Source organism: Halomicronema sp. CCY15110 (genome assembly GCF_016888165.1).
GTDB lineage: Bacteria > Cyanobacteriota > Cyanobacteriia > Phormidesmidales > Phormidesmidaceae > Halomicronema.
This window is the reverse complement of record NZ_JACSWC010000393.1, coordinates 1-16,349: the sequence shown is the minus strand read 5'-3', so window position 1 is coordinate 16,349 and position 16,349 is coordinate 1. Positions and strand designations below refer to the sequence as shown.

At 54.6% G+C, this 16,349-nt stretch carries 16 protein-coding genes and 1 tRNA gene; 9 read left to right on the top strand and 8 right to left on the bottom strand.

What is annotated here, in order from left to right; all coding sequences use genetic code 11:
* Nucleotides 1-68: 68 nt before the first annotated feature.
* On the bottom strand, nt 69-566 hold the full coding sequence (locus JUK32_RS19680) for a DUF302 domain-containing protein (protein ID WP_239112874.1): 498 nt from the start codon (nt 564-566) through the stop codon (nt 69-71).
* A gap of 79 nt (nt 567-645) precedes the next feature.
* Nucleotides 646-843: a hypothetical protein gene (locus tag JUK32_RS19675; protein ID WP_204140568.1), complete on the bottom strand. Its 198-nt coding sequence runs from the start codon at nt 841-843 to the stop codon at nt 646-648.
* A 38-nt stretch (nt 844-881) separates the two neighbouring features.
* On the opposite strand from JUK32_RS19675, the gene JUK32_RS19670 reads away from it, so the two are divergent.
* A complete protein-coding gene (locus JUK32_RS19670; protein ID WP_204140567.1) occupies nt 882-1,097 on the top strand; it encodes a hypothetical protein in 216 nt (71 codons plus the stop codon).
* A gap of 106 nt (nt 1,098-1,203) precedes the next feature.
* On the opposite strand, the gene JUK32_RS19665 is transcribed toward JUK32_RS19670, so the two are convergent.
* Nucleotides 1,204-2,445 (bottom strand): NAD(P)/FAD-dependent oxidoreductase, encoded by a 1,242-nt coding sequence (locus tag JUK32_RS19665; RefSeq protein WP_204140566.1) that lies wholly within the window; start codon nt 2,443-2,445, stop codon nt 1,204-1,206.
* Between the two features lie 180 nt (nt 2,446-2,625).
* Here JUK32_RS19665 and glpX point away from each other — a divergent pair, with 180 nt between their 5' ends.
* Nucleotides 2,626-3,666: a class II fructose-bisphosphatase gene (gene glpX, locus JUK32_RS19660; RefSeq protein WP_204140565.1), complete on the top strand. Its 1,041-nt coding sequence runs from the start codon at nt 2,626-2,628 to the stop codon at nt 3,664-3,666.
* Nucleotides 3,667-3,971: 305 nt separating this feature from the next.
* On the top strand, nt 3,972-5,267 hold the full coding sequence (locus JUK32_RS19655; RefSeq protein WP_204140564.1) for a glutamyl-tRNA reductase: 1,296 nt from the start codon (nt 3,972-3,974) through the stop codon (nt 5,265-5,267).
* A 303-nt stretch (nt 5,268-5,570) separates the two neighbouring features.
* Here the strand turns inward: JUK32_RS19655 and JUK32_RS19650 are convergent.
* The 5 genes from JUK32_RS19650 to sufR form a co-directional block, all read right to left on the bottom strand.
* Nucleotides 5,571-5,642: transfer RNA gene (locus tag JUK32_RS19650), tRNA-Gly, on the bottom strand.
* A 259-nt stretch (nt 5,643-5,901) separates the two neighbouring features.
* Nucleotides 5,902-6,990 (bottom strand): DUF3365 domain-containing protein, encoded by a 1,089-nt coding sequence (locus JUK32_RS19645; RefSeq protein ID WP_204140563.1) that lies wholly within the window; start codon nt 6,988-6,990, stop codon nt 5,902-5,904.
* Nucleotides 6,991-7,321: 331 nt separating this feature from the next.
* Nucleotides 7,322-8,197: a rhodanese-related sulfurtransferase gene (locus JUK32_RS19640; protein WP_204140562.1), complete on the bottom strand. Its 876-nt coding sequence runs from the start codon at nt 8,195-8,197 to the stop codon at nt 7,322-7,324.
* Nucleotides 8,198-8,251: 54 nt separating this feature from the next.
* Nucleotides 8,252-9,103: a histone deacetylase gene (locus tag JUK32_RS19635; RefSeq protein WP_204140593.1), complete on the bottom strand. Its 852-nt coding sequence runs from the start codon at nt 9,101-9,103 to the stop codon at nt 8,252-8,254.
* A gap of 239 nt (nt 9,104-9,342) precedes the next feature.
* A complete protein-coding gene (gene sufR, locus JUK32_RS19630; protein ID WP_204140561.1) occupies nt 9,343-10,014 on the bottom strand; it encodes an iron-sulfur cluster biosynthesis transcriptional regulator SufR in 672 nt (223 codons plus the stop codon).
* Nucleotides 10,015-10,329: 315 nt separating this feature from the next.
* Between sufR and JUK32_RS19625 the strand changes: the two genes are divergently transcribed.
* The 6 genes from JUK32_RS19625 (at nt 10,330) to JUK32_RS19600 (ending at nt 16,222) form a co-directional block, all read left to right on the top strand.
* Complete coding sequence (locus JUK32_RS19625; RefSeq protein WP_204140560.1) at nt 10,330-10,692, top strand: ferredoxin-thioredoxin reductase catalytic domain-containing protein; 363 nt, start codon at nt 10,330-10,332, stop codon at nt 10,690-10,692.
* Nucleotides 10,693-10,776: 84 nt separating this feature from the next.
* Nucleotides 10,777-12,213 (top strand): Fe-S cluster assembly protein SufB, encoded by a 1,437-nt coding sequence (gene sufB / locus JUK32_RS19620; protein WP_204140559.1) that lies wholly within the window; start codon nt 10,777-10,779, stop codon nt 12,211-12,213.
* A gap of 4 nt (nt 12,214-12,217) precedes the next feature.
* On the top strand, nt 12,218-12,640 hold the full coding sequence (locus JUK32_RS19615) for an aspartyl protease family protein (RefSeq protein WP_204140558.1): 423 nt from the start codon (nt 12,218-12,220) through the stop codon (nt 12,638-12,640).
* Between the two features lie 65 nt (nt 12,641-12,705).
* Complete coding sequence (gene sufC / locus JUK32_RS19610) at nt 12,706-13,494, top strand: Fe-S cluster assembly ATPase SufC (protein ID WP_204140557.1); 789 nt, start codon at nt 12,706-12,708, stop codon at nt 13,492-13,494.
* The gene (gene sufD, locus JUK32_RS19605; RefSeq protein WP_204140556.1) at nt 13,494-14,837 is read left to right on the top strand and encodes a Fe-S cluster assembly protein SufD; all 1,344 of its coding nucleotides are present in this window, start codon (nt 13,494-13,496) and stop codon (nt 14,835-14,837) included. The genes sufC and sufD overlap by 1 nt, the downstream gene beginning before the upstream one ends.
* A 110-nt stretch (nt 14,838-14,947) precedes the next feature.
* Nucleotides 14,948-16,222, top strand: a complete 1,275-nt coding sequence (locus JUK32_RS19600; RefSeq protein ID WP_204140555.1) for a SufS family cysteine desulfurase — start codon at nt 14,948-14,950, stop codon at nt 16,220-16,222.
* The last annotated feature ends 127 nt before the right edge of the window (nt 16,223-16,349 follow it).

Sequence of the window (16,349 nt, the reverse complement as noted above, 5' to 3'; positions counted from 1 at the left end):
TGCTGGGGCAGACTTGATCATCAGCTTTACCTTCCCTAGAAAAGTTAGCAAACTTAGCTGCTGACCAGCTACGCTTGCGTGGCCTGCTGCGAAATATCGCCGAGTACCTGACCGATGCGATCGAGAATCATTTCGCAACCAGCCAAGTCATGTCGTTCGCCGAGATACTGCGGATCGTTGTAAGCCAGCCAAACTTGATCGGCTGCATCCTGCCAGATCAGCATTTTTTGGGGCAAATCGATCGCCACTGATTGACGGCACTGCATCAGCGGCGTGCCCACCGCCGGATTGCCAAAGATAAAGAGTGTCGTAGGGCGCAGATCTTTGCCCACAGAGGCGGCATTTTGCGCGTGATCAATGCGGGCAAAAACGTTGAGATGGCGTTCTGCTAATAGGGCGTCAAGGCGATCGCTGGTTTCCTCAACGCTAAACTCACTGCTGACCTGAATTAAGCCGGTTTCTGTCATGGGAGATTGAGCCGCCACAGGAACATTCACGGTGGCGATCGTGCCACAGAACAGCACCACCGCCGCTACCCACACCCAAAATTTTTGCTGCCGATTCATCTCAAAGCCCTTCGCGTCAGGATATGGCCATCATAGAGGACAGGTCATTTTCGTACCGCACAGCAGCAACAGCCCCAAATTAGAGTGGTTGCGCTGCACTGCGGGGTATCCACCGGAACGTGCCGGACTCGCTGAGAGAGCACGAGGCGATCGCCCCCTGACCGGGATGGACTGTTGAACTGCGGCCATATACTGCCCGAGCGTCATCAGGATGGGGTGAACGCTTGGATGATTCCTTAAAGCTGCCGAAAATTCCGGTAGCGACCCAGGGGGGCATCAGTATCGTGAACAGCAAGAATCTATTTTTGCTTGCCCATGACCACATCTCAGGAGATGTCGCTGCCTCGCCGCCCGGTGGCGATCGCCCCAGAGTATCTCGAAGCCTACGCCGAAGCCGATGCCCAGGCAGGGCAACCCAATCCGCGCTTCAAACAGTCCAAAATCTACACTCATCGTTATTTGGCGGTGCGTATGCGCTTGGTAGATTTCGAAAACTTGACCGATACCGAACTCGACCTGATGATTTTCTAGCGGGTAGGTCAGGCGTTCGAGCTGCCCAGGGGCGATTTCGAGCCATCCGGTTGCTGTGCGATCGCCGCTCCAGACTGCCCTGGTGGCAACCAGGATCACCAAATTGCTAATTCGGCGCTGGAGCCGCGATCGCCTGCCCTGCCAACCAACCTGTCGTCCAAGCACTTTGGAAGTTGAAGCCCCCTGTCACGCCGTCAACATCCAGCACCTCACCCGCCAGATATAGACCCGGACAGCAGCGACTGGCCATCGTCTGAAAATTCACTTCCGACAGTTTCACCCCGCCGCAGGTGACAAATTCGTCTTTGAATACTCCCTTGCCTTGGATGTTGAAGGTGCCGCGAGCGATCGCCTCCACTAATTGATTCGTCGCCTTTTTGGACAAATTTGCCCAGGTCACGGAGTCATCCAGCCCTGTCTGCTGCACCCAATAACGCCACAGCCGTTTGGGCAGATCAAACGGGCAGTGATTGGTGATCGCCCGCTTGGACACTTCTTGCTTGGCCGCTAACAGGCCTTGGCGAACTTGTTCCGCATTGAGCGAGGGCAACCAGTTCACTTGCAATGTGGCTTGGTAACGGGCCTCGTGTAGCTGCCGTGCCCCCCAAGCCGACAACTTCAGCACGGCGGGGCCACTCAGCCCCCAATGGGTGACCAATAGGGGACCAGTTTGTGTCAGTGGCTTCGCGCCCGCCACGACGAGTTTAGCCACCACCGGATCAACCGCCACCCCGGCCAACTCTCGCAGGGCGCGATCGGGAATATTAAACGTAAACAGCGACGGCACTGGCGGCACAATGGTATGCCCCAGACTAGCCGCGAGACGGTGCCCCTGGGGACTGCTGCCCGTAGCGAGCAAGAGGCGATCGCTCGTCAAAGTCTCTCCCGCTTTCATCTCCACGGCAAAACTATCGCCCGCGTACCGCATCGATTTCACCGCAGTGCGAGTCCGCACCGTGACGCCGACCCGCCGCGTTTCCCGCATTAAACAGTCCACAATCGTGCCAGAGTCATCCGTTGTGGGAAACATGCGCCCATCCGCTTCCGTTTTCAGCCGCACCCCCCGCCGTTTATACCAAGCCACCGTGTCCTGAGGCTGAAAGCGCGTAAACGCGCCCCGCAGTGCCCGCCCCCCGCGAGGATAGTGCTGCACCAACAGCGCCGGATCAAAGCAGTGATGGGTCACATTGCACCGCCCTCCACCCGATATCCGCACCTTACCCAAGGGGTGAGCCGCTGCCTCTAGTAGAGTGACTTGTGCATCTGGGTTCGCCTCAGCCGCCGCGATCGCCCCAAAAAAGCCCGCTGCGCCCCCCCCAATCACCAGTACTTTTAGCCGCTTTGTCATACTCCGCCCCAATCCGCACCTCCATCTTGTCACACCCCCTTGCGCCGGCCTTATGCACTGTCCCCCTGCCCTCACACCGCCCGCCCCACTATCCCCTGATCCCCTCCTCTGATAGACTGAAAAACTGAGATCGACCTGGTCAGACCCACGTAAAGTCGGGAGTTTTGGAGGATATAAGTCTTGTTAGAAACCACACTCGGTTTAGAAATTATTGAAGTTGTCGAGAAAGCCGCGATCGCGTCGGCTCGCTGGATGGGTAAGGGAGAAAAAGATATTGCCGACCAAGTGGCCGTAGAGGCAATGCGGGAACGCATGAACCAGATTCACATGCGGGGCCGCATTGTGATTGGTGAAGGCGAGCGCGATGACGCCCCCATGCTCTACATCGGTGAAGAAGTGGGTATTTGTACCCAACCGGACGCCAAAAACTTCTGCAACCCTGATGAACTAATCGAAATTGATATTGCCGTTGACCCCTGCGAGGGCACCAACCTCTGTGCCTACGGTCAGCCCGGTGCGATGGCGGTGCTAGCGATTTCCGAAAAGGGTGGCTTATTCCATGCGCCTGACTTCTACATGAATAAGTTGGCGGCACCGCCAGTTGCCAAAGGCAAAGTCGATATTCGCAAGTCCCCCACTGAGAACCTCAAGATTTTGGCCGAGTGCCTGGATCGTTCCATTGACGAACTCGTGGTGGTGGTGATGAAGCGTGAACGCCACGATGACCTGATCAAGGAAATTCGGGAAGCCGGTGCGCGCGTCCGTCTGATTAGCGACGGTGATGTTTCCGCCGCAATTTCCTGCGGTTTCTCCGGTACCAACACCCATGCGCTCATGGGTATCGGTGCCGCTCCCGAAGGCGTGATTTCTGCCGCTGCTATGCGGGCCATTGGCGGTCACTTCCAAGGCCAGCTCATCTATGATCCCGCTGTGGTTAAAACGGGTTTGATTGGTGAGAGCAAAGAATCTAACATCGCTCGCTTGACCGAGATGGGGATCACCGATCCTGACAAGGTGTACGATGCTGCTGAACTTGCTTGTGGTGAAACAGTGCTGTTTGCGGGCTGTGGCATTACGCCCGGCAACTTGATGGAAGGCGTACGCTTCTTCCACGGTGGCGCTCGCACTCAGAGCTTGGTCATCTCCAGCCAGTCTAAGACGGCTCGGTTCGTGGACACGATCCACATGTTTGAAGAACCCAAAGTCATTCAGGTGAAGTAAGCCAGGTGGGTAACTAGACACGTTGCTGTACAAAGCACTTAGCCCTTGGGTATGCGCAAGGCCAGGGATGAGGGCACTCATCTCTGGCTTTTTGCTGTCAGTAGTTGCCGCCTTTGGGGGCGAGATCGCCCTTCAGACGAGCAAGAATTTGATGGACTTTTGTTGAGTTTTCTTGAGTCCGACCCCGTTTATTCTTTACCTTCAGAAGAGCTGGTAAATAAGCAAAACGCTTTTGGGCCTTACGTTTGCCAAAAGGCCGCTCTTTTTATTTGACGAATTACAAAATAATTTCGTTGGGAGGACGCATGAATATTGCTGTCGTGGGCTTGAGCCATAAAACGGCCCCGGTTGAAGTACGGGAAAAACTTAGTATCCCCACCCCCCAGACGGGCGAGGCGATCGCTCAGCTCCTCAGCTATCCCCACATCGAAGAAGTCTCGATCCTCAGCACCTGTAATCGTCTGGAGATTCATATTGCCACCAGTCAGGCTGATCAGGGTGTCCGTGAAGTTATCCAGTTCCTGGCCGACTACGGCAAAGTTGAGCTGGCCGAACTCCGGCAGCACCTATTCATTCTGCTGCACCAAGATGCCGTCATGCACCTGTTTCGCGTCTCTGCCGGCCTCGACAGCCTAGTGCTGGGTGAGGGCCAAATTCTGGCTCAGGTCAAACATGCCCACAAGCTCGGGCAACAGCACAAAGGCGTCAGTCGCATTCTCAACCGTTTGCTGAAGCAGGCGATTACCGCCGGTAAGCGGGTGCGTACTGAGACCAGCATCGGGACGGGGGCAGTTTCCATCAGTTCTGCTGCTGCCGAACTCGCCAAAATGAAGCGCCCTGATCTAGAAGAGTGTCGCATCAGCATTTTGGGGGCCGGAAAAATGGCTCGACTGCTAGTTCAGCACCTGCTCTCCAAAGATTCTTGCCAAATCACTATTCTCAACCGCACGGTTGAACGCGCCGATGAGCTGGCTGCTCAGTTTAATGGCGCGAGCATTCAGACGGGCACCCTAGACGTCATGATGGAGACTGTCTGCAACTCCGATGTCGTCTTTACCTGCACTTCGGCTACGGAACCCATCTTGGATAAGGCGAAGCTCACCGATGCTCTAGTTTCGAAGCGATCGCTGATGCTGTTTGATATTTCGGTGCCGCGTAACGTTCACACCGATGTGAATGAACTGGATAACGTGGCCGCGTTTAATGTCGATGACTTGAAGGCGGTCGTCGCGCAAAATCAGGAGAGCCGGCGGCAAATGGCGATGGAAGCCGAAGCGCTGCTTGAGGAAGAGCTGGAAGCCTTTATGGATTGGTGGCGATCGCTCGACACCGTCTTCACCATCAGCAGCCTGCGCAGCAAAGTCGAAACTATCCGCGAGCAAGAGCTGGAAAAAGCCCTATCTCGTTTGGGTGAAGAGTTTGGTAGCAAAAAGCAACGGGAAGTGATTGAAGCCCTGACCCGAGGCATCGTCAATAAAATCCTCCACGACCCCATGGTGCAGCTGCGGGCACAGCGCGATATCGAAGCGCGTAAGCAGGCTATGACAACGCTACACACCCTGTTTGATCTAGAGCCGCTATCTAATGAGAAGTTCGGCTAACGGCGATTGGAGACGTTAAGGGACTTGCGCGAAAAAAAGATCCCCATAAACCGAGTTTCGACTTCGCTCAACTCTCGATGCTGGTAGGGTGAGCGAAGTCGAAACCGGATTGAACGGGTACTTTATTTAGTTGCAGTTCCCTAACCGTTCGACATCTAATCAATAGTCAGGAGGATTACTCCTCTTGACTATTTTGGTCGGTGGATATTACAGAAATCCGCTCCAATGACAATGAAGGCGTCTGCGCAATCTGCACTTAAAGCAAAGCGCAACATGATAGAAAACTAACTTCAGTTTTTTGAAAGCGGGTAACGCGATTCGAACGCGCGACATTCACCTTGGCAAGGTGACGCTCTACCACTGAGCTATACCCGCATTTGCCTTTTAGGCGTTTAATCAATATCTCAAACAGCGATTCCTTTGTCAACATTGCGCGACCACATTTCTTTGACCTGGCCTGATGGCGCGGATCATCTGCGGTGTCTGGATTTCATTGGCTTGGTCAGTGCCGATACGGCTCACAAGTGCGGCTGAATATTTTGCGTGGTGAGATACGGCAGCGGCAATCACCCATGATACCCACTATCTGCTGGCTAAGGGATCGGTCGAACTCAGCTCATGCCAGGTGATCGGGTTAATCTTCATCGGTTTTACGATTACGAAACTGCTTGGCCTTTTGTTGCAGATTTTGAAAGTAATCGGTTTCGACAATCTCTTCGACTTCTTTAGTCTTACGAGAGTGATCAATTTCAATTTTGAGATCACGAATTTGTTGGCGCAGCCGTTGCTGTCGAGCAAGCACTTCGTTGACCATCTTTTGGAAGACTTGTCCGAGCTGGCCTAATTCATCCTGGCGCTTAAGCACAGCAGTCAGTTTGCGCGATTCTGCTGTGTCTAGCTCTTCAATTGTTTGAATATCATCTGCGGCTAGCTTTTCAGACAACTTTGCGAGTCCCTGGACGGGTTTGATCACCAACGGTTTTAACAGCACATTGATACCGAAAAGGGCGATCGCAAAGAATAAGATAAATAACCCCATCACCCCAGAAAAAGCCTGCTGAGCACTGTCAAACACCTCGTCCGCAGGAACGTAGACAACCTGCGTGCCGATCACCTGGTTGAGCGGCCAGTTGAACCCATTTTCGCGACCATACTGAGCCAACATTGCCGGGGGAGCCGCCTCTGGGGTGCTATGGCAAACTAAGCAAGACTCATTGCGAATGATGATCGGGAGTGCGCTATAAAAATATCGGCCCTGGCCTGGCACGTCGCGATAGCCGGCCTGAACCTCAATATCTGGATTAGCTGAGTAATCTTGCACCAAAGCCGCTTCAAACTCGTCTACCAAGTCATCGGGGTTGGTGGGGTTCAACACGGCTTCTTTGTAGTGATGGTCAAAGTCTGCCGAGTCAAAATTCCCAGAGGTTTGATTCGCTTCTGACAGTAGTTCGAAGGTGCGACGGGCGGCATATGCGGGCACGACCTCGGGCCAAAATTCATCGTCATTTTCGTAGCGCGCCAGAATGGGCAGGACTTCTTGGTCGGTATACCGTCGCACGGCCTGCATCGACTCCATTAACATGACACCTTCGGCGGCGACTTTGGTTTCCGCTTGATAGCGCAGAGCTTTGGACAGCGCGAGGCCCCCGATCGCACTGCCCACGACAAAGATCAGCAGCAGAATGATGGTGAATTTGGGGGCGAGTTTGAGACGATTGAACATGCTGAGCACAAGATGAGTGAGATGAACCGGATGGTGGGGAATAGCGATCGCTGATTAGAGTTCCCTAATCGTGAGGATACCCAGCGATTACAGCAGGATGCGGGCAGACGACCGGACAACCCAGCGGGCGATCGCCAATTTTAAATTTATCGATGGTTTAGGGCAGGCAGCTTGCCCGCGATTGCGCCCCAAAACTGAGACGTACTCCCCCCGATTGTCTGGTTGGTTCTAATCCTATGCAGTCATTCCTTAAAATGGATGCTCATCTTCAAAGTCGCGCCAAAAGTTTATCCCCAGACATTGACTGGCGATGCGGAGCAGCAGGGCAAGACTATGGCTGGTGGCGCTGTTGCTGGCGCATGACCTGCTTGGCCTGCTTTTCGGGTGTCATCCTGTCATAGCAGTGGGGACAGGAGACGCCGGGCACATAGTGGGTATGGGCGCGATCGCGCTCACTGACAGGATTGCCACAGGCATAGCACAGCTCATGGCTACCCGGTTGCAAACCGTGACGCACGGCCACCCGCTCATCAAAGACGAAGCATTCCCCTTCCCATAGGCTCTCCGTTTCGGGCACCTCTTCCAAATATTTGAGGATGCCGCCTTGCAGGTGATAGACCTCTTGAAAGCCTTGCTTGAGCAGATAAGCCGTGGCTTTTTCGCAGCGAATGCCGCCTGTGCAGAACATCGCAACCTTGGGATGTTTTTGGGCATCGAGTTGGGTCGTCAGGGAGGCTGGCAGTTCGCGAAAAGAGTCGGTGTGGGGGTTTAAGGCTCCCTTAAAGGTGCCGATATTCACCTCGTAGTCGTTGCGAGCATCCACCAGCACCACTTCGGGATCGCTGATCACTTGGTTCCATTCGGCGGGGGCGACGTAGGTGCCCACTTGTACCGTAGGGTCGGCGTCGGGCTGCCCCAAGGTGACAATTTCCGGCTTGATTTTCACCTTCATGCGCCCAAAGGGATGGTCATCAGCATGGGACAACTTGGCGGTTAAATCTGTAAATCGCGGGTCATTTCGCAAGTCTGCCAGTAGTTGATTAATATTTTCTGAAGGGCCGGAGACGGTGGCGTTGATGCCTTCAGATGCCAGCAAGATAGTGCCCTGGAGGGCTAGGGCATCGCAGCGGTGTTGGAGCGATCGCTGCAACTCTTCGCAATCCTCAACGGTCACAAATTTGTAAAACGTGGCAACAACGACAGTCATGGCAAAAGCGAGCTAGAGGATGGGCCTAGCCCCAAAATTTAGACAATCTCTATTTTACAAACGATGTTGCTGATAGATCTCGGCTGCCGCGCGATGCAACAGAGAATGTCGATAGACCAAATCAGACATATTTTTGTCGTAGCCCCCGCCGATGACACAGGCAACAGGATAACCACCCGCGACACAAGTCTCTAGAACAAAGCGATCGCGCTCATACAGCCCGCTATTGGTGAGGGCTAACTTGCCGAGGCGATCGCCCCGATGCACATCAGCCCCGGCATCGTAAAGCACCAGATCAGGATTGACTTGGCTCAGCAGATCAGGCAAATAAGCCCGAACTTTTGACAGATACTCGTCATCTTCCAGACCTTCAGCCAAGGGAATATCCAGATCACTTATTTGCTTTTGGCGCGGAAAGTTCACCTCACAATGCATGGAAAAGGTGAACACGCGGGGATCATCGCGAAAGATCCAGGCGGTACCGTCGCCTTGATGCACGTCTAGGTCAAAAACCAAGAGGCGCTGTACTCGGGTTTGGGACAAGAGGATGCGAGCAGCGATCGCCAAATCATTAAAAATGCAAAACCCTGAACCGTATGCCGGAAAGGCATGGTGAGTGCCGCCTGCCGTATTGCAGGCAAGGCCGTGACTCAGGGCCAGCTTCGCTGTGAGAATGGTGCCCCCCACCGCCGTACACGTTCGCTTCACCAAATTTGGACTCCAGGGTAGACCGATGCGGCGCTGGGCTTTTTCGTCTAAAGTGCCAGTGCAATAAGCCTGCACATAATCGGGCGTATGCACCTGCTCGATCCAGCTTTGCGGCGGTGGTCCAGGCTGAAAAATCTGGTCAACGGCGACTACACCATCGCTCACCAATAAGTCTTTCAGTAGGCCAAACTTCGGCATCGGAAAGCGATGCTGGGGCGGCAACGGTGCCACATAGTCGGGGTGGTAAACGATCGGCAGGCCAGTCAAGGCGTCGAACCCAGGATATCGGTGATGGATGCTTTAATCTTTACGCAAGATTTCATCGATCGCTAGGAGCGAGGCCTGCTCTGTTTTGACCAGAACGCATTATTGAGAGGGCCTTACCCCGACCGAGGGTTGGCGGTTGAGAATAGCTGGCCTCTGACCGTGGATGGGGCTTACCCGATCACTTTCGCTTCAGCCTGCACCAGATATCCACAGCGGTGTTCGCCTTCCACCAACCAGTGGGTGCGCTGCACAGAGCAGTCCGGCAGGGCCATCTGAAACATTTCCAGTTCGTGACCGCAGACGCTAGGGAAATTTTCGGCGATGTGGGAAATGGCGCAGTTGTATTCGGTAATCATGAAGCAGGGGCCAGTGGCGCACCGCTTTTCGTCCGGCTCGACCCGGTGCCATTCGGCCATGTAGCCTTCTGCTTTGCGCAAGTTGACCAGGTGCTCTACCCGCTCTTCAATCGGGCCTTCCCCGACTTGTTGGCGATAGTCGATGGCTTTGCGCTCCCACTGCTTTTGCAGGATGGTGCTAACTTGCTCATGCCCGACGGTTTCAGCCAGGGTATCGAGTAGGGAAATGGCAAATTCGTCGTATTGGGCGGGGAAGCGATCGCGCCCTTTACGGCTCAGTTGATACAGATAATTGGGTCGCCCCATCCCAGCTTGCACGGTGCGATGCTCAATGAGGGCTTCTGCGGTTAAATCCTTGAGATGTCGGCGAATCGCTTGTGCACTCACGCCGAGCGATTCGGCTAGCGTTTGCGCACTGGCTTCCCCTTCCTTGAGCAAATATTGCAAGATATCGTCCTTGGTCGAGACTGGTTGGAGAGAAGTCATGGGATTGGAACCGTTTCAACGCTGACAGACGGGGAACTTAAGCGATACCAATAGCCGTACTCCCGACTATCAGTTAGGCGCATGGGGCAGCCGAGCGATCGCCCTGAACTTCTATGCACACCTGCATACTGAGCCCAGAATCACCCTCAGCATGGTAGCTTGCCTGCTACTTTAGCAACAATTTGGTTGTTTTACTTTGACAACATTTGTGTTGCTAAAGTAACCTGAAAGTTAAATCGAGTAACTTACACAACTTTCAAGTTGTTTTAATTATAAGATTGAACAGTCAAGACGCCACCTAATTTAGAAAGTCCGATGCAAGACACTCAAGCCACGACCCAAGCGACCGAAAAGAATTTAGAGCTGATGCGCAACTTTGCCCAAAGCTACGCCAAGCGTACGGGAACGTATTTTTGTGCCGATCTCGGTGTGACTGCAGTTGTTCTGGAAGGGTTGGCAAAGCATAAAGACGACTTGGGTGCGCCGCTATGCCCTTGCCGTCATTATGAAGATAAAGAAGCCGAAGCGAAGGCCACCTACTGGAATTGCCCCTGTGTGCCCATGCAGGAGCGCCACGAATGCCACTGCATGTTGTTCCTGAAAGACGACAATCCCTTTGCGGGAGATAAGCAGGAGATTTCGTTCGACGAAATTCGCTCTGAAACCAACAAGTACTGATTGTCTGTGGGCGATCACCCTCTTGTCTGAGGGGCGATCGCTCATCCTGAGTCCACCATTTGTAGATATACCCCTTCTACGTTTATGACTACTTCCGTCCGGTCACTGGTTAGCGAACCCTACAAGTACGGCTTTAAGACTGACATCGAAGCCGATACGATTCCGCGTGGTCTGAGTGAAGACACGGTGCGGCTGATTTCCGCGAAAAAAGAAGAGCCGGAATTCATGCTGGAGTTTCGCCTGAAGGCCTATCGCAAGTGGCTGACTATGGCGGAGCCGGATTGGGCAAACGTGGGTTATCCTGCGATCGACTATCAAAACATCATTTATTATTCTGCGCCCAAGCAAGAGAAGAAAAAGCTCAAGAGTCTGGATGAAGCCGATCCAGCCCTGCTAGAGACCTTTGAGAAGCTGGGGTTGCCCCTGTCGGAACAGAAGCGGTTAGCGAATGTCGCCGTAGACGCGGTGTTCGACAGCGTTTCCATCGGCACCACCTATAAAGAAAAGCTGGCAGAAGACGGCGTTATTTTTTGCTCCATCTCCGAAGCGCTAGAAGAGCATCCTGATCTCGTCGAAAAATACCTGGGCAGTGTGGTGCCCGTCGGTGACAACTATTTTGCGGCATTGAACTCCGCTGTCTTCAGTGACGGTTCCTTCGTCTACATTCCCAAAGGCACTAAGTGCCCGATGGATTTGTCCACCTACTTCCGCATCAACAACGGTGACTCCGGCCAGTTTGAGCGGACACTGATTGTGGCGGAAGAAGGCAGCTCCGTAACCTACTTGGAAGGCTGCACTGCCCCCATGTACGACAGCAACCAGCTGCACGCTGCGGTGGTAGAACTGGTCGCCCTAGACAACGCAGAAATCAAATATTCCACCGTACAGAACTGGTTCGCAGGGGACAAGGACGGCAAAGGCGGCATCTACAACTTCGTCACCAAGCGAGGCATTTGTCACACCAACGCCAAAATCTCCTGGACGCAGGTGGAAACGGGCTCCGCGATCACTTGGAAGTACCCCAGTTGCGTGCTGCTCGGCGACAACTCCGTCGGTGAGTTTTACTCTGTCGCGCTGACGAACAACATGCAGCAGGCCGACACCGGCACCAAAATGGTGCACATTGGCAAAAACACCCGCAGCACCATTGTGTCCAAGGGTATTTCCGCTGGCAAGTCGAAAAACAGCTATCGCGGCCTGGTGAAAATTGGGCCAAAAGCGGCAGGGGCGCGCAACTATTCTCAGTGCGACTCGATGCTGATTGGTGATACCTCTAACGCCAACACCTTCCCCTACATCCAGGTGCAGAACCATACCGCCCAGGTCGAGCACGAGGCGTCCACCTCCAAAATCGGGGAAGACCAGTTGTTCTACTTCGCCCAGCGGGGCATTTCGCCCGAAGATGCGGTGTCGATGATCATCAGCGGTTTCTGCCGCGAAGTGTTCAACGAACTGCCCATGGAGTTCGCCGCTGAGGCCGACAAGCTGATGGCCCTGAAGCTGGAAAATACCGTCGGTTAAGACCATGATGGGCATCACCTACGCCGATATCGAACTGATTCGCGCCGCCGATCTGATCTTGGTGCAGGAAGGCTATTTAACCGAGGATCAAATCCGGCGAGTACAGGTGGCGGCCCTCGTAGACAGCAGTTCTTCCATGTTGGCCATCCCGCGATCGCTCGTCCGGCTGCTGAATCTGCGCAAAATGGATGAAGTGCAGACAGAACTTGCGAATGGCAACATTATGCAAGCCGATGTGGTAGGCCCGTTGGAAGTCCGATTTCAAAATCGGCGGGCAACAGTTGATGCGGTTGTCATTGAAGCCGAAACAGAGGTATTGCTGGGGGCGATGCCGATGCAAGGGATGGACGTCATTATCGACCCCAAACGAGAACGACTGATGGTAAACCCAGAGAGTCCTGATCAGGCCCGACTGTTGCTGAAATAGCCTTGCCCACACGGGCATTGATCATGATTGATTTGACGTAGTTAGGATTGCTAGACCCAAGAGCCATGATTAACGAGAACAGCGAAGTGATATTGTCCGTGCGGGATCTGCACGCCACCGTCGATGGCACAGAGATTCTGAAAGGAGTCAACCTAGAAGTAAAAGCCGGCGAAATCCACGCCATCATGGGCTTGAACGGGTCCGGCAAAAGCACCTTCTCGAAAGTGCTGGCGGGGCATCCCGACTACGAAATGACGGGCGGCGAAATCAAGTTCAAGGGCGCAGACATCGCTGAACTGGAACCCCACGAACGCGCCACCGCTGGCATTTTCCTCGCGTTCCAATATCCCCTCGAAATTCCGGGTGTGAGCAACCGTGACTTTTTGCGCGTCGCCTTCAACGCTCACCGTAAATCTCAGGGTGAAGAGGAAATGGACGTGTTCGACTTCGACGACCTGATCGAAGAAAAGTTGGATGTTGTCAAAATGGATGCCGCCTTTTTGGATCGCAGCGTCAACGAAGGCTTTTCTGGCGGCGAGAAAAAGCGTAACGAAATTCTGCAAATGGCCCTGCTGGAGCCGACGCTATCGATTCTGGACGAGACCGACTCCGGTCTGGACATTGACGCGCTGAAAACCGTGGCGGGGGGCGTGAATCAGCTGGCAAATCCCGGCAACGCCGTGGTCATGATTACCCACTACCAGCGCTTGCTGAACTACATTGTGCCGGATTACGTTCACGTGATGGCTGACGGTCGCATCATCACCACGGGCGGCAAAGAACTGGCCGAGCGGCTGGAATCGGAAGGTTATGAAGACATCATGGCAGAGCATAAAGCGGAGGTGGCAGTGTAATGGCGATTCAAGTTCCCAATTCTGAAACTGCGACTCAGCCCACGAAACGCGAGCAGCGGGAAGCGTATTTGAAGTCCCTGCTCAGCACCGCGCAGGCTAACGTGCCTGATACGCTGGCCTTTGCCGATTTACGGGCAAAAGCTGAGGCGATCGTTAACGAGCATACGTTTCCCTCGAATCGGGACGAAGACTGGCGCTTCACTGACTTAAGCCCGATGCTCGCCGTGCCTTTCCAAGCGGCGGAGAGTCCGGCTGAGATCGATATGGGGGCGCTGGGTCCGGTGCAGATGCCGGAAGCGATCGCCCGTATCGTGCTCGTTAACGGCCAATACAACGCCACCCTGTCCGACGTGGACAAGCTGCCCACAGGTGTAGTGGTCGGCAGTCTCGCCAGTCTTAAAGACGGCGCTTTGGGTGAAACGCTTACTGCTCGCCTTGCCACCTCTAACGGCGGTCACGAAGTCTTTACCGCTCTAAATACCGCTGGCTTTCAGGATGCGGCAGTAGTCTACGTGCCGCGCAATCAGGTGGTGGAGCAGCCGATTCAGGTGGTGTACCTCTCGGTGGCTCGGGGTGAACCCATCATCGCCAGCCCCCGCTGCCTGGTCATCGCAGAATCCGGCAGTGCCGTGACCGTGGTCGAAGACTTCTTCGGCGCTCACGATCGCGACCATTGCAACAACAGCGTCACCGAAGTGTGGGCCGATGACAACGCGCAAGTCACCCACGTCCGCCTCCAGCGGGAAGGCGCAGGCACCTTCCACATCGGCAAAACCGCCATCACCCAAGGGCGCGACAGCCGCTATACCATGATCCCCGTGACGCTGGGCGCGCGGCTCTCCCGACATAACCTGGAGGTGTACCAGAACGGGCCGCAGACTGACACGAACTTGTATGGCCTGACGGCGATCGCCCAATCTCAACTGGCCGACACCCACAGTCTGATCGCCATGAATCATCCTCACGGCACTGCCGATCAGCTTCATAAAGCCATCATCGACGACTCCGCTCACGCCGTTTTCAACGGTCGAGTCTGGGTGCCCCGTGATGCCCAGCTCACTAACGCCAGTCAGCTCAATCGCAATCTACTGCTGTCAGGCAAGGCACGGGTCGATACTAAACCGGAACTCGACATCGTCGCTGATAACGTCAAGTGCGCCCACGGAGCCACGGTGAGTCAGCTCGACGCCAACGAAGTCTTCTATCTGCAAAGTCGCGGCATTGATGCCGAGGCCGCTCAGCGGCTGTTGATTTACGGCTTTGCGATGGACGTTGTCGATCGCATTCCCATTCCTTCCCTCAAGCAATTGCTCACGGATACCGTGACCCAGCGTTCCTCATAGTGAATAGTTGTCAGTTTTGAGTTTCGCGTTGGTCAAACAATTCAAAATTCAAAACTAATTCCCTAGTATGTTGATAAAGCTCTTCCATCGTTTTCATTGAAACTGGCATTATGACTCTGGCTCAAGCCCAAGACCTGTCCCTCGCTGCTAAGGTTCGTGACGACTTTCCGATTCTCCATCAGGAAGTGAACGGTCACCCGTTGGTGTATTTTGACAACGCCGCCACCTCGCAGAAACCGAAGCCGGTGCTGGATGTGATCAAGCACTACTACGAGTTGGATAATGCCAACGTGCACCGGGGGGTGCACGCTCTGAGTGCGCGGGCGACGGACGCCTACGAAGGGGCACGGGACAAAATTGCCGCTTTTATCAACGCGGCCTCGCGGGACGAGATTGTCTTTACCCGTAATGCCAGTGAGGCGATTAACCTGGTGGCCTACGCCTGGGGCATGAATACCCTGCAAGCCGGGGACGAAATCATTCTCTCGGTGATGGAGCACCACAGCAATTTGGTGCCCTGGCAGTTTGTCGCCCAGCGGACGGGGGCCATCCTCAAGTTTGTCGGGCTGACCGACACCCAGGCGCTGAATATGGATGAGCTGCGATCGCACCTCTCCGACAAAACCAAGCTCATCGCCGTCAACCACGTTTCCAACACCTTGGGCTGCGTCAACCCGGTGGAAGACATCGTCGCCCTGGCCAATCGCTATGGCGCGCGAGTGCTGATTGACGCCTGCCAGAGCACGCCCCACATGCCGCTGGATGTGCAGGCGATGGGTTGCGATTGGCTGGTCGCGTCTGGTCACAAGATGTGCGGCCCCACAGGCGCAGGCTTCCTCTATGGCAAACTCGATCTGCTGAAGGCAATGCCTCCCTTCCTGGGTGGCGGCGAAATGATTGCCGATGTGTTTTTAGATCACTCTACCTATGCGGAACTGCCCCACAAGTTTGAAGCGGGCACCCCAGCAATTTGTGAAGCGATCACCCTGGGCGCGGCGGTGGATTATTTGAACGCGATCGGCATGGACAAAATTGCCGATTACGAGCACGAATTGACTGCCTATCTGTATCAACAAATCAACCAGATTCCCCACCTGACGCTGTACGGTCCCCAACCGAAAGCGGACGGTTCCGGTCGGGCCGCGTTGGCAACCTTCACCGTCGATGGCGTCCACGCCCAAGACCTCTCGACCCTGCTCGATCAGTCGGGCATTGCCATTCGCTCTGGACACCACTGCACCCAACCCCTGCACCGCCTTTTGGGCGTCACCTCCACGGCACGGGCCAGCCTCTATTTCTACAACACCCGCGCAGAAATCGACGTGTTCATCGCGGCGCTAAAGGACACAATCGATTTCTTCGCCAGCGTGTTTGATGACGATTGATGCGGGCGATCGCCTGATGGCCTCGCCCCTAGGGATCTGCAACCAAAAAGAGTACCCGTTCAATCCGGTTTCGACTTCGCTCAACCTACCAGTATCGAGAGTTGAGCGGAGTCGAAACTCGGGTCAT